This is a genomic window from Kribbella sp. NPDC048915, assembly GCF_040649595.1.
Taxonomy (GTDB): Bacteria; Actinomycetota; Actinomycetes; order Propionibacteriales; family Kribbellaceae; genus Kribbella.
Genome location: NZ_JBEZFT010000070.1, coordinates 15,674 through 37,023 on the forward strand (window position 1 = coordinate 15,674; position 21,350 = coordinate 37,023).

Here is a 21,350-nt window from a genome sequence, read left to right on the forward strand (position 1 = left end):
ATACCGTAGGGCGGACGGGACTCGAACCCGTGACCCAGGGATTATGAGTCCCCTGCTCTAACCAGCTGAGCTACCGCCCCATGTGCGGCAGATCGTATCTGGTGGGTGGGGGTGGAGTGCGAAACCAGGGGTGGGTCAGGGGTTTGACTGAGGGGTGGGTACGGCGGACCGGGCATGATGGAGGCAGGTCCGGACGAAGGGAACACCGATGGGCTGGTTCATTTTCCTGGTGCTCGTGGTGGGCGCGATCGCGGCGTACAAGTACCGCGTACCGCTGCTCGCGAAGATTCTCGGTCAGCCGCAGCACCGTATCCAGCGGGCGATCGACCGGAAGAAGGGGAAGTAGGAGCTTCCTCCTCAGCGTGGTGCAGCTCCGGTCCCTGCCGAGTCAGCAGGCCGGAGCAACACCTTGACTTGACGTGCGCCGCCTTCACAACCGGCACCAGAGGCCCTGGCCCGCGGGGTGCGGGCCAGGGCCTCGGTTGTGGTGCGGGTGGTCAGCCGATTTGGACTGCGGCGATTGAGGCCGCGGCGGTGATCTGGGCGCTTCCGGCGGCGCTGGCGTCGTCGTTGTAGCCGAAGGCGTAGACGCCGACCTTGGTGGCCTGCTTGACGGTGACGACCTTCACGGTGGAGCCGGTGAGTTCGCGGTCCTTGGCGGGGGAGATCTCGGCGCCGAGGATGGTGCCGAAGTCCTCGCCGAAGGCCTCGGTCGTGGCACCGACGCGGAGGGCGAGTTGCGGGCGGGTCCCCGGTTCGCCGGCGACGGTGCGGGCGAAGACGGCGGTGGAGTTCAGCAGCCAGGTGCCGGGCTGCAGGGTGAACTCGCCGACCGCGGTCTTGTTGGTCTTGAACGAACCGCCGATCTTCGCGATCGTCACCGGCTCGAAGTTCTTCGTGACGCCGGCCTTGCCGAGGTCCTTGAGGAACGCGGCGCGATCGGCGGGAACCAGCTTGCCGGCCGGGATGCTGTTGTCGACGACCTGCTTCGCGGCGACCGAACGGGCGCACAGCGGGTACGACAGGGTCTTGCAGTCCGGGCGGACAGCACCGTTGGCCGCGACCGTGACACCGACGAGAACGCCGGCGCCGAGTACGGCGGCAACCAGCAGACGGCCGCCCTTGGTGCTGAAAACCTTCTTGATGTTCACAGGGTTCCTTCCCCTCCATCCCCGAGGCCCCCCTCGGGATCTGGGGAGGAACGTACGCCACAGATCGTGGTCTAGTCCAATGGGCGCGCAAAGAATCTTCTGCCGGGTCAGGTGGGGAACTTCCGGCACCAGGCGGTCAGCGTGATCTTGGCGTGGTGCCGAGGCTGATGTCGACCGGCCAGATGGTCGGGCGGTCGCCGGTGCGGCGGGCGCCGGCGAGATAGGTGCCTGAGGCCTTGTCTTCGGCAACTTCTGTGGTGTTCGACCAGGAGACGGCGGCGAGAGCCGATTCGCCTTTGCGTAGGCGGATTCCGGTCGGGCCGGGATCGATGGCCAGGTACGAGATGCCATCGGTGACCGTGACGCGCATGGTTCGGCGGTCAGGCTCAGCAGTCCGCCGACCAGTCCCACCCAACCCCACCACGTCATCCCAACAACGTACCTGGCGGGGAAGCCGACTAGCGGGACCAGAAGACGAAGGGTTCGACCAGAAACACAGAAGCCGAGCTCCTGAGAAGGAAACTCGGCTGGGTTGCTCCCGCGACTGGACTCGAACCAGTAACCTGCCGGTTAACAGCCGGCTGCTCTGCCAATTGAGCTACGCGGGATCGGGGTGATGCTCAGGTCCTCGATCCCCGAGGACCTGAGTAGGTTAGCAGGCGCGCGGCGAACTACAAAAACGGGATTCGGAACGCTGCCAGGTCAGATTCCGAACTCGTCGCGGACTTGCTGGAGGGCCGCTTCTGCGGCTTCGACGACGCCGGGGTGGCTGGGTTCCAAGCCCTTGTCCAGGACGCAGTTCCAGGTGATCTCGGCGTCGGTGGTCGCGGGGTTGCGACGGCCGACGATGCGGACGCCGCGCTTGCCGGCCAGTGGAACGTGACGTTGGACGACGATGCTCGCGTCGACCCGTTCACGCAGGAGCTGGCCGAAGCGTCCTGGGTCCTCGACCTTGAGCTCGGTGGCGCGCAGTGGTGTGCCGTAGTCGGTGGTTTCGAAGACGTGCAGCACCGAAGCCTCGGAGTCCCAGTTGGCGCGCTCGATCCTTTCCCAGCCGACCCGGCGGTCGGCGTCGGCTGAGTCCGACGGCAGGTAGACGGCTGCCCGGGTGCCGGCGACCCAGCGACCGTTGGTCAGCTGGACTGCCGCCAGGACGTCCTCCTTGCGCCCGGTCGACTCGCGGGCAGCGGCCGACACGGCCTCGCTCAGCTCGCGCGGCCATGGCGTACGCAGAAGTCTCACACTGACATCATTCCAGCCCTCCCAAGCAGTCCCTTCGCCAGGCAACAGCCAGTTCATCCATGAGGCCACAAACGAGCCGTCTGTCAAGGACGGCCGAGCCGGGGTCAGGCGACGTAGTCCCGGAGTTGCGGGAGGGCTCGGCGGCGGAGCTGGCGGAGGGCTTCGCGTTCCAGGGCGCGGACTTTCGCTGCGTTCAGGCCTAGTTGGGCTCCGATCTCTTCGGGGGTGGACGGGACGTGGCCGTGCAGGCCGTAGCGGCGGTGCAGGATGTTGCGTTGCAGGTCGTCGAGGAAGTCGAGATGGTAGGCGAGATCCCGCCGGAGCGCAGCTCGCAGCACCACTGGGTCGTCGTCGATGATCGGGTCGGAGTCGTCGCCGAGGTCCAGGGTTTCTGGTTGTACGCGCCACGCCTGGGCGCGCTCGATCCGCCCGATGCTCAGGCCGGTTGCCCGCGCGAGCTCCGCGGCGGTCGGATCGCGGCCGAGGTCCTGGGTCAGATCCTGACGCGCGGTGGCCACCCGGGACGCGTCGGCGTACGCCTGGGCGGGCATCCGGACCAGGCGGGACCGGTCCGAGATCGCGCGCCCGATCGACTGCCGGATCCACCAGATCGCGTACGTGGAGAAGCGGTGGCCGAGGCGGTGATCGAACCGCTCGACCGCGCGCATCAACCCGATGTTGCCCTCCTGGATCAGGTCGAGCAGCGAGATGCCCTTCCCGCCGTACCGCCGGGCGAGTGACACGACCAGGCGCAGGTTGCCCTCGATCATCCGGCGCCACGAGTCCTGACCGAGCGCGACGACCTGCCGCAGGTCGGCCCGATCGTGCCGCCCGGGGTCACCGTTCAGCCGGTCGGCGGCCAGCAGGCCGGCCTCGATCCAGTACGAGTGCTCGTTCACCTCCTCCGATGTCAGTAGTTCGTGCCGCCCGATGTCGCGCAGATACGCCACCAGGGCGGTCACATCCGCCGGTTCGCAGTCCAGCTCTCCCATCCGGTCCCTCTCGCCGCCGAGCCCCGGGCAGAGCCGCTCTCCGGCCCGGCCGATCTCCTTGCCAAAGAGAGTGCCGCGATTCGGTCACCGATGGACCGGTGACTTCGAGTATGTGGATAACTACGCCACGTCAGGCGTACGCCCGCAGCCCGCTGAGCAGTCCTTGATGGAAGGGATTCGCGTCCACCGCGTCGAGCCAGGCCCGCCCGGTCGTCAGCGGCTCCAGCGGCGGGATCGTGACTGGCTCCGGCGTCCCGTCTGCCGCGTCGCCCCGCGCGAACTCGTCCTCGAGCTCCGGCGCCGGCATGTCCGGCAGCAGCACGAACGTGTCGCCGAAACCGTCGGCGCCCAGCGCCGCGAAGTTGGCGGCCGCCCGCGCCGAAGCCCCCTCCGGATCCGATCGCACCTTCTCCAGTTCCGCCACGACAGTCGCCCAGGTCACCGCCGGATCCCCGTAGTCGATCGCCCGCGACAGCCGCCCGACCCGGATCGGCGTCGCGGCCGGCGCCAGCCGGGCCATCAGCGAGCGGAGCCCGTACCGAGCCCGTCCGCCCACGACGACCAGCCGTACCGAGGCCTCCGTCGCCTCGATGATGCTTCGATACGGACCGACCCCAGCACGTGGTCGCACAACGACCAGATCAGCGAGCGCGCCACGTTCGACCCGGCCGAGCGGCCGCGGCCAAACTCCGGACAATGCCTCGCCGGGATTCGAGGTCACCATCCGCACCAGTTCTTCGTCGGTGAAAACCGAGTGCGCCTTGTTCCACAGGTCGGCGACCTTCAACTCCCACAGAACATTGTGCGTGCCCGAGGGACCCCAGTCCGATCCGAGACACAAACGCACGCCGATTCCGTGAGCAACTTTCACGTCCGCGGTCGCGCCGTACAGCCAGTAGTTGGAGAACGGCGACCACACCAGACTCGAATTCCCCGCCTTCATGGCAGCGAAGTCGTCGGCATTCAACGCCGCGCCGTGAATGGCGACCAGTTGCGGTTTCACCACCCCCACATCGGCGAGCAAGCGAAACTCCGAACGCAGCCGCGGATCCGACCCCTCCGCCGAATGCGCGATGAATCCGCGCCCGGCCGCCACCGCCGCGGCGTACGGCGCCAACGCTTCCGCATTGTCCGCGACCAATGTGCTGACCCGGATGAAGTCCTCGCCGGTGCCGAGCTTCTCCGAGTCGATGTTGCGGATCAGGTCGTTGTCGGGCGGTACGGCGCCGCGCGGGTTGCCCTGGATCGACGTCGTCCCGCCGACGATTGCGCGCGTCTCGACGTACCGCAGCAGCGCGCGGCCCGCGGTCGCGCCGAGCAACCGAGCCGGTTTGCTGATCTGCGCGCTGTACGTCGGCGCGCGGCCCCACTGGTTGTGTGAGGTCCACGGGACGGTCCGCGACGGCTCCGTCCACAACGGCAAACTGTTGTACATCAAATGGTTGTGCAGGTCGATGAAGCCCGGGCAGATCAATCCGCCGGCGCTGATCCGCGGCGCATCCGAAAAACCCTCAGGTTCCGGATCGGCCGGTGTGACGGCGGCGATCAGTCCGTCGTCCGCCACGTACACCGCGCCGCCGGAAAGAACCGCCCCGTCCGGCCGCATCGTCACCACGGTTCCACGCAGTACGAACATCGCGCACCCTCCCGTAGAATTCCCCGTGCCGCCCCTGGAAAGAGAGTATCGCCGAGGGGGAGGTAGTTCGATGGGCGATTTCGATCAGGGCCCGCCGGCCGCGGTGGCGCGGCAGTTGGCGAAACTGCCGAGTTACGCGGATTTCCGGGATTTGTTCTGGTACGACTGGGGTCCGGTCTTCTACCGCGGCCGCATGAACCGTACGGCGCGGTTGCTCGCGATCGCGTCCGACCCCGGGCCGACCGAGCGGGTCGCGGGCCGCACGCTGGTCGGCGATGCCGGGCAACGGGTGCAGGGCTTCTTGCGCAAGCTCGGCCTGACCCACAGCTACACGCTCGTCAATGCGTACGCCTACGCGCTTCGGCCGTCCCGCGCGCAGCAGGCGACACCGCTGTTGTCCCGCGCTGACCACCTCGCGTGGCGCAACACCTTGCTCGACCTGATCGTCGGCCCGCCGTTGCAGGCGATCGTGGCGTTCGGCGGTCAGGCCCGGACGGCGGTCCAACTGTGGGACGGCAAGCCCGATGTGCCGGTGTTCCAGGTGCCGCATCCGTCGAGCCGCAACGCCAAGGTGCTGCTCGACAGTTGGCGGCAGGCGATCACGGACCTGCGCGGCATCGTCACCCCGGACGACACCATCGAAGTACCCAACTACGGCACCAAGTTCACCGAGGCGGACTACGCGCCGATTCCGCAGCGCGACCTGCCGTTCGGCGTGCCGCCCTGGCTGGGCGACGATGCGTGGGGACGCAAGGACAAACCGCGGCACAACAACAGCGTCGAGCGGCCCGCGAGCGACCTGCTGAACACCTTGGTCTGGCGGGCGCCGAAGCTCGGCTGAAACTGTCCCCGGCGGGCGCTACCTTGGTCGGATGCGAGTCGCCACGTGGAATGTGAACTCGGTCAAGCAGCGGAGGCCGCGGCTGCTGGACTGGCTCGACGAGCGGCAGCCGGACGTCGTGTGCCTGCAGGAGACGAAGCTCGCGGACGACGCGTTCACGAAGCTGCTCGGCGACGAGCTGAGCAGCCGCGGGTACGACGTCGCGCTTTCCGGCGAGCCGCAGTGGAACGGCGTCGCGCTGCTGTCCAAGGTCGGCCTCGAGGACGTGGTGACCGGCGTGGCGGGCGCGCCCGGGTTCCCGCATCCGGAGGCCCGCGCGGTGGCCGCAACCTGTGGCGGCGTCCGCATCCACTCGCTCTACGTGCCGAACGGCCGGGTGCCGGACTCCGACCACTACCACTACAAGCTGGCCTGGCTCGCCGCGCTCACTGAGGTTGTCGCCGCCGGGCCAGGAGACCAGATCGTCTGCGGCGACATGAACATCGCACCGACCGATGCCGATGTGTTCGACCCGGCGGCGTACGTCGGCCAGACACATGTCACCGCACCGGAGCGGCAGGCGCTCGCGGACCTGATGGCCGCCAAGCGCCTGCACGACGTGGTCCGCGACCGCTGGCCGGACGAGCGCATCTTCAGCTACTGGGACTACCGCGCGGGCATGTTCCACCAGGATCTCGGGATGCGGATCGACCTGATGCTCGCGACCGGGCCGGTCGCAGATCGGGTCAAGGCCGCCTGGATCGACCGCAAGGCGCGCAAGGGCACCGGCCCGAGCGACCACGCCCCGGTGATCGTCGACCTGGACACCGCGCCGGACGGCGACATCGGCCCGGTCGTCCCGCCGCCCTCCGCGCCGCGGACGGGCCGCAAGAAGACCACCAAGCTTCCGCAGAGCCGGTGACCATGCGGCGTCTCACTGTCGTCGCGATCCTGGTTCTCGCGATGCTCGCTGCCTGCAGTGACGACAAACCGCAACCGCTGGCCGACTGGACGCAGATCGACGTCGGCCCGGCCGAGCCGGTCACGCTGACGGCCCACGGCGGCCGGCTGCTCGTCGGCCTGCGCAACCGGGACGCCAAGGTCGTCCCGGAGCTCGTCATGCTCGACGGCACCGGCGGGCGTACGCCGATCGCGGTGAAACCGAACCCGGCGAGCCCGTACGCCTTCGAAGCCATCTGGTACTCGATCGCGTACGACGGCAAACAACTGCTCGCGCTCGGTGGAGCATCGGGCGGCGCGCACTCCAACACCCGGTGGACGGTCTGGACCGGCACACCGCAGACCGGCCTCGTCGAACGTCCGCAGAACTTCTGGACCTTCGGCGGTCAAACCGCCGGCGACCTGTTCAGCGCCGTACTGACCCCGAGCGGCGGCGCCCTGCTCGGCACCTGGGGTGGTGTCGAGACCGGCAACGACGCGATGGTCTGGCTGCCGCAGCCCGACGACAAGTGGACCCGTCAGGACCCGACGAAGACCGCCTTGCAGAGTACGCCGGCACTCCTGGTCGGACCGGCGTACGGTACGACGCTCGGCGACAGCATCGTGCTCGTCGGCTCACAGGTCCGGCTGGCGCCCAACACCGTCGCGCAGGAGGCCGCGGTCTGGCGGTCCGCCAAGCTGAACCAGGGCTGGACCCGCATCCCGCTACCCGACCCTGGGACCCGCAGCATGGCGAGCACCGCAACCTGCACGACGGACTGCGTCATCGCCGGCTCCGTCGACGGAAAACTCGCGCTCTGGCGGCTGAATGCGTCCGGTGAAGCGCAGCGGCTGCAGGGTGTCCCCGACATCGCCGTGGGGGACAAGGACAAGCTGCCGCCGCCGATCGTCGACGGCGACGAGATCGTCCAAGCCGTTGCTCAGGACAACAAGGTGAAGGTGCTCACCGGTCAGGACGGGCAGTGGACCGAGCAGGACACGGCAGGACCGGAAGGCCAGGTCACCGCCGCCGCCCTGTTACCGGACCACAAGCTCTACCTGATTGCGGGCAGCTCACTGTGGCACCACGACCTCAGCTGAGCAGGCCCTTCGCGTACGCCGCCTGACCCGCGTGCTGTGCGCAGTCGTCGATGACGCTGACCAGTCGCACCCCGAGCGAGACCGGCGGGTTCCACCTGCGGTCGACGATCCGGTCCAGACCCTCGTCGGTCACGGTGCGCAGGAACTCGACGGTCCGCGCGTGCACAGCGTCGTAGTACCCGAGGAGCTGGTCCGCGGAGAGCTTTACGGCCGCGACCTGGTCGGCGCTGTGCCCGTACCCGGTGTCGGCGGCGTCGAACGGCAGGCCGAGCCGCTCGTACCACCCGTCGGCGGTGTGGACCTGCTCGTACCCACCCGCGTCCGCCAGGTGGTCGTCCTGGACCCGGGTCAGGTGCCAGACCAGCCAGGCGATCGAGTTCGCCGTGTCGTTCGGCCTGGTGGCGAGCGTCTTGTCGTCGAGACCGGTCACGACGTCGTGCAGGACCTCCTGCACCCGGCTGTGTGCGTCGAGGAGTACGTCACTTGTCTTCATACCGGCCACCGTAGTCTTCGGAACGGACAGTTCAACGACAGGAGCAACCGGTGGAACTTCGCACTCTGGGCGCGAGCGGCGCCGTCGTCTCGACGTACGCGCTCGGCACCATGACGTTCGGCAACGAGACCGACGAGGCCGGGGCGCACGCGCAGCTCGACCGGTACGTCGAGGCGGGCGGTACCTTCGTCGACACCGCGGACGTGTACACCGGCGGCGTGTCCGAGGAGATCATCGGCCGCTGGCTGGCGAAGTCGAGCGCGGATGTCGTGCTCGCTACGAAGGGCCGGTTCCCGACCGGCGACGGCCCGAACGACGTCGGCACCTCCCGCCGGCACCTCCGCCGGGCGCTGGAGGCGTCGCTGCGCCGACTCGGCGTGGACCACGTCGACCTGTACCAGCTGCACGCCTGGGACCCGGTCACGCCGCTCGAGGAGACGCTCAGCTTCCTCGAGGACGCCGTCCGGTCCGGCAAGATCTCGTACGGCGGTCTGTCGAACTTCACCGGGTGGCAGCTGCAGAAGGCGTGTGACCTGATCGAGCACCGCGGGTGGTCGCGGCTGGTCACGCTGCAGCCGCAGTACAACCTGCTGGTCCGGGAGATCGAGTGGGAGATCGTGCCGGCCGCGCAGGAGAACGGGCTCGGTCTGCTGCCGTGGTCGCCGCTCGGCGGCGGCTGGCTGACCGGGAAGTACTCGTTCGACGAGGAGCCGTCCGGCGCGACCCGCCTCGGCGAGAACCCGGATCGTGGCGTCGAGTCCTGGTACCGCCGCAGCCGCAACCAGCGGGTCCGTGACGTGGTGAACGCGGTCCGCGAGATCGCCGAGGCCCGTGGCGTGTCGATGGCGCAGGTCGCGCTGGCGTGGCTGGTCGACCGGCCCGCGGTGACTTCCGTGATCCTCGGCGCGCGCACGATCGAGCAGCTCGACGACAACCTGGCCGCGGCGCACCTGCACCTCACCGCGGAGGAGACCGCGAAACTGGACGAGGCAAGCGACCCGGGCGCCGCTGACTATCCGTACGGCGGACCGGGGGTCGCGCAGCGCGGTCGCCCGATCAACGGCGGACGCGCATAGTCCGCACGGGAGGCTGACGCTCGACGGCAGCACGGAGAGCGGCGTACGACGCGACCAGCGCGCGCCGCTCCCGTGCGAGCAGCGGGTCGTCGCGACGGCAGCCCGCGTGGACCCACTGGTCCGACAGGTCCATCGCCTCGACCCGCTTCACCGCTGCCTCCCGTACGGCGTCCCGCTCGACGCAGTACACGTACGCGTACAGGTCGACGAGTGCCTCGATGATGTGGTCCACGGTGACGCCCGGTTCGTGCTGACACGCGCGGTGGACTCGCCACCACTCGACCTCCAGCCGTGCCGCCTCGGCCGGCTCCAACGACACGCCTGACCGCGCGGCGAGTTCGTAGAAGCGGCGCATGTACGCGCGGGCCGCATCGGGCCGGTTGTCCGGGTACGGCGACCACACCTGGTTGGCACGTAGTACGAACCACGCTGCGGCGAGTGTCCGATGCGGTGGCATGCCGAGGCCCGCGGCGACCATTCCGACCGCGGCGACGAGGAACCTACGCCACTCGTGCCGGTAGTACGCGGCCCAGGCGTCCGCCTCCCGGTTGCCGACCAGGACCGGGTCGAAGGACAGTGGATCCGTGCGCATGACCCCCTCCCGCCTGGAGATCCGATGATCGATCGTAATCCGATCGGGGACATCGTGGCGCGCATGCGGCAGCGGCTCGACAAGTTGCCGGCGGACGACCACCGGCGGTACTTCCTCGGTACCTATCTGCGCACTACCGAGGCTGTGGGCCGGGCGATCGACCAGGCCCGGTTCGAGGACCCGGAATGGGTCGAAGCCTGGGACGTCGAGTTCGCTGAGCTCTACCTGCAGGCCTATGACGGTACGGCGGTGGCGCGTCCGTGGCGGTTGGCGTTCGACGCGCCCGCGGAGCTGCCTGCGCTGGCGCATGTACTGCTGGGCATCAACGCGCACGTGAACTACGACCTGCCGCAGGCGCTGCTCGCGGTGATCAGCGACGACGACTTCTTGGACCGGGCGCTGATCGAACGACGGCGGCGTGATCACGAGCGGATCGACGGCGTGCTCGCCGAACGGGTCGCGGCAGAGGACACGGAGCTGGCGGCGACCGGTCCGCGGCGGCTGATCGATCAGGTGCTCACACCGCTCAACCGCCTCGCCTCGCAGCGCTTCCTGCGGGAGTCGCGGCAGAAGGTGTGGCACAACACGGTCGAGCTGCAACAAGCCCGCGCGGACGGCAGGTACGCGCAGCGTCTGGCGGAGCTGGAGGTGCTGAGCGCGGCCAAGGTCGCCGACCTGCTCAGACCCGGACAGGTGCTGCTCCGCCTGGCCGTCACCGGCTTTGGAGTAACTCTCCCGCCTGTCTAACTGGGCAGCACGCCCGACCACAGCACTCCGAGTGCAAGGCACGCCAGCGTGACCAGTCCGAAGACGCCGACCCACATCAGCGCCGGTACGCCGGTCAGCCGTCGCAGCTGGTCCGCGTCGGAGCTGCGTCCCTGTCCGTGCCGCCGCGACCGCTGCAGCTCCAGTACGGCGCGCGGCGCGGCCAGCAGCAGGAACCACGTGAGGAGGTGGGCGAACGCGGACTGCACGGACGGCGACCCCCACCACGTCACGCTGAACACCAGAGCGCCGAACACCAGCACCGACCACAGTCCGAACAGGTTGCGGATCTGAAGCAGCAGAATCGCCAGCGCGAGCAGCAGTCCCCACAGCAGCGCGACGGCGTACCCGCGGCTGAGGACGAACGCCGCGGCCAGCCCGAACAGAGCCGGCCCGGGGTAGCCCGCGAGCAGTACGGCGATCATGCCGCCGCCGGTCGGTTTGCCGCGCGACACCGTGACGCCGGACGTGTCCGAGTGCAGGCGGATTCCGGACAGCTTGCGGCCGACCAGTGCGGCGATCAGTCCGTGTGCACCTTCGTGCGCGATCGTGACGACCTGCCGGGTGTGCCGCCAGATCGGCCGCCAGGCGATCAGCAGCAGCGCGACGACGCCTGTACCGACGACCACCCGCAGCGACGGCTCCGGCTGGACCGACGTGATGTTGTCCCAGAACTCCCTCATCCGCCCCATCCTGACAGGCAGGTGGTCAACGTCTCGGCGTTGACATCGGGTGACGCCCGGACCACGGTGGAAGAGCCGGTCCGGGGAGGTGCCGCCGCAATGGGGGGAACATGTCGCAACCACGCACGATGAAGAAGTCCACCAGCAAATCCACGACCAAGAAGTCCGCCAAGTCGAGCAAGACCAGCAAGACCAGCAAGCAGACCGCGGCCAGTGAGTCCGTACTGTCGCGCACCTCGGCGCGGCGGCCGGCCGAGATCGCGGTCGACCGGTTGCACACGACCGCCAACGGCCAGGTCGCGGGCGTCGTACCGCTGGCCACCTTCCTCGCGTCCGCCGGCACCCTGACGCTCGACCAACGCAAGCTGCTGGTGGACCAGGCCCTGCTGCTGCTCAGCGAGAACTACGTCCACCTGCCCCTGAAGATGGCGATGCACGCCGTCAACCCGCTGCAGAGGCTGCGCGTGCTGCGGGCGCGGCTGGCGCGGCAGACGCCGGCGACGATGGCTCCCGAGTGGCTGTTCCATCGCGAGATGTCGAGCATCTTCCACTCGGTCCGCGACCTGCACACGAACTACCTGCTGCCGGTGCCGTTCGCGGGGAAGATTGCGTTCCTGCCGTTCCTGATCGAGAAGTGCCACGACCCGGACGGCAGCGAGCACTACCTGATCACGCGCACCGTCGAGGGCTACCAGGCGCCGCAGTTCGGCTCGGGCGCCGAGGTGACGCACTGGAACGGGACGCCGATCGCGCGCGCCGTCGCGCTCAACGGCGCCGTCTTCGCCGGCAGCAACGACGCGGCGAACCTGGCCCGCGGGCTCGAGTCGCTGACCCTGCGTCCGCTCGTCATCCAGGCGCCGCCGGACGAGGACTGGGTGACGCTGACGTACATCGGCCTCGACGGTTCGACGCAGGAGCTGCGCGAGCAGTGGAAGGTCACCACGAACCTGCCGCCGATGACCGATCTGGACGCGCTCAGCGAGACGTCCGCGTCGATGGGCCTCGATCTGGATTCCGACGAGAAGTCCAGGGCGAAGAAGGTGCTGTACGTCCGCGAGGTCGTCGAGCTCGAACGGGGTCGGAGCTCGGCCGAGCTGGCCGCCCCGGCCGCGGTCGCCGGCGCGGATGTGCCGACCACGATGCCCGGTGTGTTCCGCGCCCGCGAGGTCGGGACGCCGTCCGGAACCTTCGGGCACCTGCGGATCTTCACGTTCAGCGTGCAGGACCCGGTGGCGTTCCGCGACGAGTTCGTCCGGCTCGCCGGGCTGCTGCCGCAGAACGGCCTGATCGTGGACGTCCGCGACAACGGCGGCGGGCACATCTACGCGAGCGAGTTCACGCTGCAGTCGATGACCCCGCGGCGGATCACCCCGGAGCCGGTGCAGTTCATCTGTACGCCGTTGAACCTGCGGATCTGCCGGCGTCACAAGGACAATCCGGCCGGCATCGACCTCGGCCCGTGGTTCGACTCGCTCGACCTCGCGCTGGAGACCGGCGCGCAGTACTCGGCGGCGAAACCGATCACCCCCGAGGACGGCGCGAACGCGATCGGCCAGACGTACTTCGGACCGGTCGTGCTGATCACCGACGCGCGGGTGTACTCGGCGACCGACATCTTCGCGGCCGGGTTCGCCGACCACGAGATCGGCACCATCCTCGGCGTCGACGACAACACCGGCGCGGGCGGCGCGAACGTCTGGACGCACGGCCTGCTGGCCACGCTGCTCAACGAGCCACCGCCACCCGACGAGACCTCGCCGTACGTCGCGTTGCCGAACGGCGCGAACCTGCGGGTGTCGATCCGCCGTACGCTCCGGGTCGGAAAGCTCGCGGGCACCCCGGTCGAGGATCTCGGCGTCGAGCCGCACCAGAAGCACCGGATGACTCGGGCCGATCTGCTCGACGGCAACGTCGATCTGCTCAACCGGGCCGGCGAACTGCTCGCCGCGATGCCCGTCCGCAGGCTGAACCTGCAGACCTCGTTCAGCGGTACGACGCTCACGGTCGCGATCGACACGCTCAACATCGACCGGGTCGACCTCTACATCGACGACCGGCCGATCAGCTCCGAGGACCTGAGCGGTCCGGTCAGCATCGACATCTTGGAGGTGACGCCGGGCCAGTTGCTGCGCGCGGACGGCTACCAGGCGGGCAAACTCGTCGCGTCCCGCCGGGTTACCGTCTGACCTATGACGCTCCACCTGACCGCCGAGGAAGCAGCGATGCTCGGCGGTCGGGAGGGCGCGGGCGTTGCGCTGGCGATGCGGGTGATCGTCGGTCAGGCGCGGATCTCGGACGCGCCGCGGCTGGTCGAGATCACCTCGGCGCATGTTGACTCCTGTCTGTACCACGGCCAGGTCAGCCTGGACTTCGCACATCGACTCGTCGACCTCGGTGCCCAGGTCCGCGTACCTACCACGCTGAACGTCGGCTCGGCGGACCTCGTCCATCCCGGCCTCGTGCGCGATCAACAGCTGGCCGCGGCGGGGCGTGAGTTGATGGCGGCGTACGTCGATCTCGGCTGTACGTCGACGTTCACGTGCGCGCCGTACCAGCTGCCGAACCGCCCCGCATTCGGCGAGCACATCGCGTGGGCCGAGTCGAACGCGATCGTGTTCGCGAACTCGGTGCTCGGCGCGCGCACCGACCGTTACGGCGACTTCCTCGACGTCTGCGCGGCAATCACCGGGCGGGCGCCGTACGCCGGGTTACAGACGCCGGAGGCACGCCGCGGCACGGTTGCGTTCGACTGCCGGCCGCTCGGCGACTTCCTGCACCACGAGCTGGCGTATCCGTTGCTCGGGCACTACATCGGCTCGATCGTCGGCGCCGAAATCCCTGTGCTGGTAGGGATTCCGGCCGAGGTGACCGAGGACGACCTGAAGGCCTTCGGTGCGGCGGCTGCATCGGCCGGGGGAGTCGCCCTGTTCCACGTCGTCGGCGTCACTCCGGAGGCGCCGACTGCACCGGAGCTGCCGACGCACGTCGTGGACGCAGCACAGCTGCAACGGGTCCGGCAGGAGTTGTCGGCCGCCGTCACGGAGCTTGACGCAGTGAGCATCGGTACGCCGCACGCGTCGTACGCCGAATGTCTCGCACTCGCCGACCTGCTGACCGGACCGAGGCTGCAGCTCCCGTTCTATCTCTCCACCGCGCGCGCAACGCGGGACCGCCTCAAGCAGGACGGCGTACTGGACACGCTGGAGGACGCCGGCGTCACGGTCGTCGTCGACACCTGCACCTACGTGACGGCGATCCTCAAGCCTGACTGGAAGCATGTGATGACGAACTCGGGCAAATGGGCGCACTACGCGCCCGGCAACATCAACGTCGCCGCGGTCCTCGGTTCGCTCGAGGAATGTGTCGCGTCCGCCCGGGCCGGCCGCGTGGTGCTCGACGCATGATCATCCACGGCCGCACGCTGCATCCCGGGCACGCCACGGGTACGCCGATCCGCCTGACCGCGCCGTTGTCCTTCTGGGGCGGTACGGACGAGCACGGGCGAATCGTCGACGCGCATCATCCGCAATGCGGCGCGATCCTCACTGGACGGATCCTGCTGATGGAGTCAGGACGCGGATCGAGTTCCGCGTCCAGCGTGCTGGCCGAGCAGATCCGCGCGCGGACCGCTCCGGCGGCGATCGTCCTGTCCCGCCCCGACACGATCATCCCGCTTGGTGCGCTCGTCGCGGCCGAGCTGTACGGCCTCGATCTCCCGGTCGTGATCGCGCCGTACGACGCCGTACCGGACGGCGCCCTACTCGAGATCACCGCCACGCCGGACCAGGCTTCGATCCGTTGGTGATCGCATCACCACAGCGGACGAAGACGCTCACCATGCGCCGATCCTTCGCCCCCGGAAGGATCGGCGCCAACGGTTTAGTGATCCTCCAAAAGGACGTCCGGGCTGCTCCGCAGCTTCGACAGATTCTGGTCGGCCCGGACCAGGTACGGCGACCGATCGACGACCGCACGTGCGGTCGCGGCGCCGATGTCGAACCACAGCCCGGTCAGCTCCAGCCGGCCTTCCGCTTCGGCCCGGCGGACACTCGGGAAGCTCCTGAGATTCTCCAGCTGGACGGCGACATTGGCGACCGAGAGCTTGTCCGCCGCGGACAGTCGCAGTCCCGTCGCCGGGTCCGCGATCTCCGGCAGCACCAGCGCCCGCTGGATCGATGGCTCCAGGTGCCGCAGCCAGCTTTCCAGACCGGATCCCTCGGGTACGTCGGCCGCGAGCGCGGCGGCCGCCGCGCCGCAGGAGGAGTGCCCGCACACCACGATCGACCGCACCGCGAGCACATCGACGGCGTACTCGATCGCGGCATCGACCGAGCTACTGTTCGAGCCTTTCGGCGGGACGAGATTGCCGATGTTGCGGACGCAGAACTGGTCGCCCGGTCCGCTGGTGGTGATCATCGTCGGCACGATCCGCGAATCCGCGCAGGTGATGAACAGGTGCGCCGGCTGCTGCCCGTCGGCCGCGAGCTTCGCCAGCAGCGCACGGAGCGGAACGTCGTCCAGGTGCTGCGAGGCGGCGCTGCGATGAACCTCGACCGACCCGCCGCGCGCGATGTGCCCGCACCGCCAGTCCTCGATCGCCTCGTACGCCGCGTGGTCCAGGTGATCCACCGTCAGCTCGACGCGAACCGTCGCGCCGACGGGGATCGCGCGCAGCGTACGGACCAGTGACGCGACGCCGAGGAACACCAGCGCGCCGCGGATCCGGACCATCCACACACCGTCCGCTTCGGACGCGGTGACGGTCGCGCGCGCCAACCGGTAGAGCACCCGGGCCACTGCGAGGACCAGTCCGACGAGCACACCCTCGGCCAGCCCGAGTAGGCCGACACCGACCGCGGTCACGACGTACACGAGCAGCTCGTCGTGCCGGTGCAACGTGCGGATGTGTGCCAATTGGACCAAGCGCAGGCCGGTGACGAGCAGGACGCCGGCCAGCGCTGCCATCGGGATCAGTTCCAGCATCGATCCGGCGGCGAGCACGAACGCGGCGATCCACAGACCGTGCAGGATCCCGGACGCGCGGGTACGAGCGCCGGCCGCGACATTGATCGACGAGCGCACGATTACGCCGGTCACCGGCATCCCGCCGAGGGCTCCGGACACCGCGTTCGCAGCGCCCTGGCCGATCAGCTCGCGATCGAGATTGCTGCGTTTGCCGCTGTGCAGCTTGTCGACGGCAACGGCCGACAGCAACGACTCGACGCTGGCGACGAGCGCGACGGTCAGCACGGCGGTGATGATCTCGACCGGCGGACCATCGGGCACGGCCGGCAGGATCAGGCTGTGCAACGGGTTGTCCGGCAGATCGACCCGGGCGACGTCGGGCATGACCACGGCGGCGATCGCGGTGACGGCGACGACCGCGACCAGTGGCGCCGGAATCACTTTCACCGTGGGGATGCGCGGCCAGGCGAGGACGATCGCGACCGTGAGTACGCCGGCGACCACCGAGTGACCGTGGTGGGTCATCAGCTGCGCGGGCAGCGCGATCACGTTCGCGATCAACGAGCTCTGGGCCTTCCCGCCGAGCACGACGTGCAGCTGCTGGACGGCGATCGTGACGCCGATCCCGGCGAGCATGCCGTGTACCACGGCGGGGGACAGGGACAGCGCCAGGCGACCGATGCGGGTCACGCCCAGCAGGATCTGCACCAGGCCGGCCGCGCAGGTGATCGCGGCGGTGGCGGCCCAGCCGTACTGGGCGATGAGGCCCGCGACGACGACGGTCAGGCCGGCGGCCGGGCCGCTGACCTGCAGCGGCGAGCCGCCGAGCGCGCCGGCCACGACACCACCGACGACCGCGGCGACCAGGCCGGCGATCAGCGGGGCGCCGGAGGCGGCGGCGATCCCCAGGGAGAGCGGTACTGCGATCAGGAAGACCACCAGCGAGGCCGGTAGGTCGTGGTGGAGAATGGATCTCCAGGAAAGGCGTTCACCGCGCGGCCATGGGGAGTCCGGCGGTGGGGAATGGGAAGTGGTCGGCACGGGTCCTCCGGCGTCGGTGCTCAGGGCAACTGCTCGAACATCAGGCGTCGAAACTCAGAGTGTCGATCTGGTTACCCATCGTACTGATCGACGCAAGGCCGGAACAGCGAATCTCAGGAATTCGTTGCCTAGCACATCGAACTGACGAGGAGAAGTGAGTGGACCTGCAACTCTCGGGCAAGAAGGCCGTGGTCACCGGTGCCAGCAAAGGGATCGGGCTGGCGTGCGCCGAGGCCCTGGTCCGCGAGGGTGCCGAGGTCGTCGGCATCTCGCGGGACGCCGGCAACCTGGCGAAGGCCCAGGAGGAGCTGGCCGCCAAGGGGCTGAGCTTCCGGGTGGAGGCGGTCGATCTCACCGACGCCGACGCGACGCGAGCCGCTTTCGAGCGCATCGGCGTACCGGACATCCTGATCAACTGCGCGGGCGCTGCCCGGCGGACCCCGGTCGACGAGCTCGACAGTACGGCGCTGCATGCGGCGATGGAGGCGAAGTACTTCACCTACATGCACGCGACCGAGTCCGTGATCCGCGGGATGGCCGAGCGGGGCGGCGGCGCCGTGGTGAACGTGGTCGGCCAGGGCGGCCGCTCGGCGAACCCGCTGCACATCGGCGGCGGCGCGGCGAACGCGGCGCTGATGCTGGCGTCGGTCGGCTACGCGAAGGCGTACGCGGGCCAGGGCGTCCGCGTCAACGTGATCAACCCCGGCACCACCCGGACCGGCCGTGTCGACGAAGGACTCGAGGCCGCCGTCCGTGCGACCGGCCGGCCGAAGGCGGAACTGCTCGCCGACCTGACCAACGAGATCCCGATGGGTCGCGTGGGTGAGCCCGCCGAGGTCGCCGACGTCGCGGTCTTCCTCGCCTCACCCCGCGCCAGCTACGTCACCGCCTCGATCATCACCATGGACGGCGCGACGACCGCAGGGATCTGATGCTCACGATCGGCGAGCTCGCGTCCCGCGTCGGTGTCGCCGCTCACGTCCTGCGGCACTGGGAGGACGAGGGCCTGCTGACACCGACGCGCGTGGCTGGCCGCCGACGGTACGACGAGACGCAGGTCGCGCGCGTGGTGATGATCCAGCGGTCGAAGGTGGCGGGTCTGAGTCTCGCGCAGATCCGCCGCATGTTCGACGCGCCGGACGGTGCCGAGCGCCGCGCCGTACTGAGCGAACAGGACGCCCTGCTGGACGAGCAGATCCAGCAGGCTCAGCAGTCCAAGCTGCTGATCTCGCACGCGCTGAACTGCTCCGAACCGGACTTCACGACTTGTCCACATTTCCGTCGGTTGGTCGCCGACCTGGATTCGAGAACGGGGTGACCGGGCGCTCCTGCAGGACGCCGTCGATCATGAGGTCGACGTTCTCGTTGTAAAACGCGACGTGGCCCGCGATCGGCAGCAGGGTCGCGGTCGGGAAGTCGTACGACCACGCGATGTCGGGGACGGACGGAAACGACCAGTACGCCGACGTCCGGCCCTTGTACGGACAGGCGGTGACCGTGTCGCTCGGCGTCAGGTGCTCCAACCGTACGGCGGTCTTCGGGAAGTAGTACCGCGGCGGCAACCCGGTTTCGAAAACGATGACCGTCGACGACGAGTCGGCCAGCGGCACGCCGTCGACCGCGACCTGGATGTGCCGCGTGGACTTGATCGCGTCGACCCGGGAGTACGGGTTCCTCGGGTGGACGAAGACCTCCTCGTCCTCCTCGAACCAGCTGTCGAGCGCATCCCACTGGAAACGCACACGGTCCTTGGTGACACCCTCGTCGTACACCCAGGCGCTTCCGGAGCCCGCGGTGTGTACGCGCGCGACCCCGTGTGCGAACTCCCTGGTCTCGCCGGTGTCGGTCAATACGCCGTCGGCGACGTCCTCAAGCGGGATGTAGTACTGCGGGTAGGGCGGGAATTCCCAGAAGTAGATCGCGTTCGTCGTGTCCAGCACGACGCGATCGTCGAGTACCGCACGAATTCGCCGCGGAACCGGCGCAGTACCGCCGGGCGGGATCAGAGGATCGGGATAGCCGCTCATACTCCCAGTTAAGCGTGGGCCCGACCGTCGTACGCGACCAGTACGGCGACCACGCGCTCCGCCGTGGAGCCCAGGGCGACCGCACCGGGCCGCAAGGTTGGTCGACGCAGGTCGAGACGTGATCAGCTGAACGCGTACGGCAGGGAGGTTGGTCGCCAGGGGGTGGCGCCGCCGCCGTCGCCGGTGCTGCTGCTGGTGCTGGTGCTGGTGCTGGTGCTGGTGCTGGTGCCTTTGCCGGTGCCGCGATCGAACGCCTCGGCGGCAAACCCGTCTGAGGCTGGGTGGGGCGACTCGCTTACGTGCGTACTGCTCCACCTGGGCCTGGAGATCGTGATGCATCCGCGGCGACCCGTAGGTGCGTTGGGAGCCATCCCGGATCGCGGCGGTCCTGCCGGTCAGCTCGGCGTCGCGCTGCTCACGCTGGCCGACTGCTCACGCTGGCCCACTGCCCACGCTGGCCCACTGCGCTGGCTGGCCCACTGCCCACGCTGGCCCACTGCCCGGGCTGGCGCGCTTGATCTGCACATCCCCACCCAACCGGCGGTTCGCCTGCCGTAACTGCGCGAGCTCGCCTTTCGCGCTGGTGGTCAACCCGTCGTCGGTGCCGTTCATGTAGAAGTCGCCAACTGGGACGGCGCGAGTCCGGTTGCCGGCGTCGCGTTCGGCGTCGCGCAGCCAATCCCCGACTGCGGTCTCGATCAGATCGAAGTCCTCCGCGACCTGCTCCACCGATTGCCACGCTGACACAGCTCAACGATCTCGGCCTTGAACTCAGCCGTGAACGACCACGAGGCCGCAGCTTCTCCTTGCCTCTGGATTCCATCGCAAACGTCCTTCCGGAGCCTCAGCTCGTGACCCCGGATGTCCGTCAAACGGGTCCGTACAGCGACTGACGCGCCTTGCGGCCGTGCTCGTCGGGTTCGTAGCACGTTGCCAGCATCTCGGTCACTGCCAGCTCCCACAGGGCCCGCCTCGATGGGCCGTTGAGCACCTAGGGGTAACAGGTCCTCGGGGCGAACGGGCAGCCGTGCGCACTTAGCGCACGCAGACCGGAGCGACCCCGAACCGAGCCTTGTACTCGGCCCCGAGACCGGTAACAAACCGGTAGATCACCGCAGGCGCGGTCGCTCTCCCGCACGAAGAATCTCGCCGCCATCAAGATCTCGATGGACTGCTCCGGCTCGGCGTCCTTCCGCATCAACTCCCGGATCTCCCGCGCTTGCGCCGACCTCATCCCCTCGACCTCACGGGCCTCACCGGCTCCACTGCGGCGTGGCGAACCACCGGCTCCACTGCGGCGTGGCGAACCCACCGGCTCCACTGCGGCGTGGCGAACCACCGGCTCCACTGCGGCGTGGCGAACCCACCGGCTCCACTGCGGCGTGGCGAACCCACCGGCTCCACTGCGGCGTGGCGAACCCACCGACGTAGCGTCTCCGGCGTCATCCCGAGCCGGGGCCGCGACCGTACGGATCGCCTCTCACTCACTGGCGTAACCACCACGGTGCCCGGTCACGGACCGCATCGCCTTGGCCCCGGTCTGCTTGTCGTACTTCCCCGGCATGACTGCCGCGTCTCCGACGAAGGAGGTGCGCCAAGCCCGGGGTGGTTCAAACGGATCCGGCCACCGTAGAGGTGCTTCGCCGTACCTGGGCGTGGCGATGCCGGGGCGGACGCATCTGCAACGCGCGCAGCCTGTGCTGCTGTCGCACCACCTACTCCGATCAGAAAGGTGGTGGGGTGCCGGATTGTGGGGTGCTGGTGTGTGGGGTGATGGGGCCGCGGGCGGGTGGGACGGTGGTGTAGCGGTGGCCGGTGGGTGTGGTG

General features: G+C 69.0%; 22 protein-coding genes and 2 tRNA genes. 11 read left to right on the forward strand and 13 right to left on the reverse strand.

Features of this window, described 5'->3' with window-relative positions; translation table 11 throughout:
• Positions 1–6 precede the first annotated feature (6 nt).
• A tRNA-Ile gene (locus AB0B82_RS27425) sits at positions 7–80 on the reverse strand.
• Positions 81–208: 128 nt separating this feature from the next.
• Here AB0B82_RS27425 and AB0B82_RS27430 point away from each other — a divergent pair.
• Complete coding sequence (locus AB0B82_RS27430) at positions 209–346, forward strand: hypothetical protein (protein WP_360174482.1); 138 nt, start codon at positions 209–211, stop codon at positions 344–346.
• 151 nt (positions 347–497) lie between these two features.
• On the opposite strand, the gene AB0B82_RS27435 is transcribed toward AB0B82_RS27430, so the two are convergent.
• The 6 genes from AB0B82_RS27435 to AB0B82_RS27460 all read right to left on the reverse strand — a co-directional run bounded on the left by AB0B82_RS27435 (position 498) and on the right by AB0B82_RS27460 (position 5,021).
• Positions 498–1,151, reverse strand: a complete 654-nt coding sequence (locus AB0B82_RS27435) for a hypothetical protein (RefSeq protein WP_360174485.1) — start codon at positions 1,149–1,151, stop codon at positions 498–500.
• Positions 1,152–1,287: 136 nt separating this feature from the next.
• The gene (locus tag AB0B82_RS27440; protein ID WP_360174488.1) at positions 1,288–1,521 is read right to left on the reverse strand and encodes a hypothetical protein; all 234 of its coding nucleotides are present in this window, start codon (positions 1,519–1,521) and stop codon (positions 1,288–1,290) included.
• A gap of 165 nt (positions 1,522–1,686) precedes the next feature.
• A tRNA-Asn gene (locus tag AB0B82_RS27445) sits at positions 1,687–1,759 on the reverse strand.
• A 94-nt stretch (positions 1,760–1,853) separates the two neighbouring features.
• Positions 1,854–2,393 carry a hypothetical protein gene (locus AB0B82_RS27450; RefSeq protein ID WP_360174491.1) on the reverse strand — a complete coding sequence of 180 codons (540 nt, stop codon included), beginning with the start codon at positions 2,391–2,393 and terminating at the stop codon, positions 1,854–1,856.
• Between the two features lie 104 nt (positions 2,394–2,497).
• Positions 2,498–3,385 (reverse strand): sigma-70 family RNA polymerase sigma factor, encoded by an 888-nt coding sequence (locus AB0B82_RS27455; RefSeq protein ID WP_360174494.1) that lies wholly within the window; start codon positions 3,383–3,385, stop codon positions 2,498–2,500.
• A 130-nt stretch (positions 3,386–3,515) separates the two neighbouring features.
• Positions 3,516–5,021: an amidohydrolase family protein gene (locus AB0B82_RS27460; RefSeq protein ID WP_360174497.1), complete on the reverse strand. Its 1,506-nt coding sequence runs from the start codon at positions 5,019–5,021 to the stop codon at positions 3,516–3,518.
• Positions 5,022–5,091: 70 nt separating this feature from the next.
• Between AB0B82_RS27460 and AB0B82_RS27465 the strand changes: the two genes are divergently transcribed.
• From AB0B82_RS27465 to AB0B82_RS27475, 3 genes are read left to right on the forward strand one after another with little or no spacing between them, the layout of a single operon-like run.
• Positions 5,092–5,862, forward strand: a complete 771-nt coding sequence (locus tag AB0B82_RS27465) for a uracil-DNA glycosylase family protein (protein WP_360174500.1) — start codon at positions 5,092–5,094, stop codon at positions 5,860–5,862.
• Between the two features lie 31 nt (positions 5,863–5,893).
• Positions 5,894–6,763 (forward strand): exodeoxyribonuclease III, encoded by an 870-nt coding sequence (locus tag AB0B82_RS27470; RefSeq protein WP_360174503.1) that lies wholly within the window; start codon positions 5,894–5,896, stop codon positions 6,761–6,763.
• 2 nt (positions 6,764–6,765) lie between these two features.
• The gene (locus tag AB0B82_RS27475; RefSeq protein ID WP_360174506.1) at positions 6,766–7,881 is read left to right on the forward strand and encodes a hypothetical protein; all 1,116 of its coding nucleotides are present in this window, start codon (positions 6,766–6,768) and stop codon (positions 7,879–7,881) included.
• On the opposite strand, the gene AB0B82_RS27480 is transcribed toward AB0B82_RS27475, so the two are convergent.
• A complete protein-coding gene (locus tag AB0B82_RS27480) occupies positions 7,874–8,374 on the reverse strand; it encodes a DUF664 domain-containing protein (RefSeq protein WP_360174509.1) in 501 nt (166 codons plus the stop codon). The genes AB0B82_RS27475 and AB0B82_RS27480 overlap by 8 nt on opposite strands.
• 50 nt (positions 8,375–8,424) lie before the next feature.
• On the opposite strand from AB0B82_RS27480, the gene AB0B82_RS27485 reads away from it, so the two are divergent.
• Complete coding sequence (locus AB0B82_RS27485) at positions 8,425–9,450, forward strand: aldo/keto reductase (protein ID WP_360174512.1); 1,026 nt, start codon at positions 8,425–8,427, stop codon at positions 9,448–9,450.
• Here the strand turns inward: AB0B82_RS27485 and AB0B82_RS27490 are convergent.
• On the reverse strand, positions 9,431–10,042 hold the full coding sequence (locus AB0B82_RS27490; protein WP_360174515.1) for a hypothetical protein: 612 nt from the start codon (positions 10,040–10,042) through the stop codon (positions 9,431–9,433). The genes AB0B82_RS27485 and AB0B82_RS27490 overlap by 20 nt on opposite strands.
• Positions 10,043–10,066: 24 nt before the next feature.
• Here AB0B82_RS27490 and AB0B82_RS27495 point away from each other — a divergent pair, with 24 nt between their 5' ends.
• On the forward strand, positions 10,067–10,789 hold the full coding sequence (locus AB0B82_RS27495; RefSeq protein ID WP_360174518.1) for a DUF5995 family protein: 723 nt from the start codon (positions 10,067–10,069) through the stop codon (positions 10,787–10,789).
• Here AB0B82_RS27495 and AB0B82_RS27500 read toward each other — a convergent pair.
• A complete protein-coding gene (locus tag AB0B82_RS27500; protein ID WP_360174521.1) occupies positions 10,786–11,490 on the reverse strand; it encodes a M50 family metallopeptidase in 705 nt (234 codons plus the stop codon). The genes AB0B82_RS27495 and AB0B82_RS27500 overlap by 4 nt on opposite strands.
• 110 nt (positions 11,491–11,600) lie before the next feature.
• On the opposite strand from AB0B82_RS27500, the gene AB0B82_RS27505 reads away from it, so the two are divergent.
• Genes AB0B82_RS27505 through AB0B82_RS27515 form a run of 3 tightly spaced genes read left to right on the forward strand, consistent with a single transcriptional unit; the run spans position 11,601 to position 15,295 of the window.
• Positions 11,601–13,676, forward strand: a complete 2,076-nt coding sequence (locus AB0B82_RS27505) for a S41 family peptidase (protein WP_360174524.1) — start codon at positions 11,601–11,603, stop codon at positions 13,674–13,676.
• A 3-nt stretch (positions 13,677–13,679) separates the two neighbouring features.
• Positions 13,680–14,894, forward strand: coding sequence for an aconitase X catalytic domain-containing protein (locus AB0B82_RS27510; RefSeq protein ID WP_360174528.1), 1,215 nt, complete (start codon positions 13,680–13,682; stop codon positions 14,892–14,894).
• A complete protein-coding gene (locus AB0B82_RS27515; protein ID WP_360174531.1) occupies positions 14,891–15,295 on the forward strand; it encodes a DUF126 domain-containing protein in 405 nt (134 codons plus the stop codon). Before AB0B82_RS27510 ends, AB0B82_RS27515 begins: the two co-directional genes overlap by 4 nt.
• A gap of 74 nt (positions 15,296–15,369) precedes the next feature.
• Here the strand turns inward: AB0B82_RS27515 and AB0B82_RS27520 are convergent, their stop codons facing one another.
• On the reverse strand, positions 15,370–17,496 hold the full coding sequence (locus tag AB0B82_RS27520; RefSeq protein ID WP_360174534.1) for a bifunctional SulP family inorganic anion transporter/carbonic anhydrase: 2,127 nt from the start codon (positions 17,494–17,496) through the stop codon (positions 15,370–15,372).
• Between the two features lie 158 nt (positions 17,497–17,654).
• Between AB0B82_RS27520 and AB0B82_RS27525 the strand changes: the two genes are divergently transcribed.
• On the forward strand, positions 17,655–18,428 hold the full coding sequence (locus AB0B82_RS27525; protein WP_360174537.1) for an SDR family oxidoreductase: 774 nt from the start codon (positions 17,655–17,657) through the stop codon (positions 18,426–18,428).
• Complete coding sequence (locus tag AB0B82_RS27530; RefSeq protein ID WP_360174540.1) at positions 18,428–18,814, forward strand: MerR family transcriptional regulator; 387 nt, start codon at positions 18,428–18,430, stop codon at positions 18,812–18,814. Before AB0B82_RS27525 ends, AB0B82_RS27530 begins: the two co-directional genes overlap by 1 nt.
• Here the strand turns inward: AB0B82_RS27530 and AB0B82_RS27535 are convergent.
• Together AB0B82_RS27535 and AB0B82_RS27540 are read right to left on the reverse strand one after the other, a co-directional pair.
• Positions 18,756–19,523, reverse strand: coding sequence for a DUF427 domain-containing protein (locus AB0B82_RS27535; protein WP_360174543.1), 768 nt, complete (start codon positions 19,521–19,523; stop codon positions 18,756–18,758). The two genes, AB0B82_RS27530 and AB0B82_RS27535, sit on opposite strands and share 59 nt — an antisense overlap.
• A 432-nt stretch (positions 19,524–19,955) precedes the next feature.
• Positions 19,956–20,252: a hypothetical protein gene (locus AB0B82_RS27540; RefSeq protein WP_360174546.1), complete on the reverse strand. Its 297-nt coding sequence runs from the start codon at positions 20,250–20,252 to the stop codon at positions 19,956–19,958.
• Positions 20,253–21,350: the final 1,098 nt, after the last annotated feature.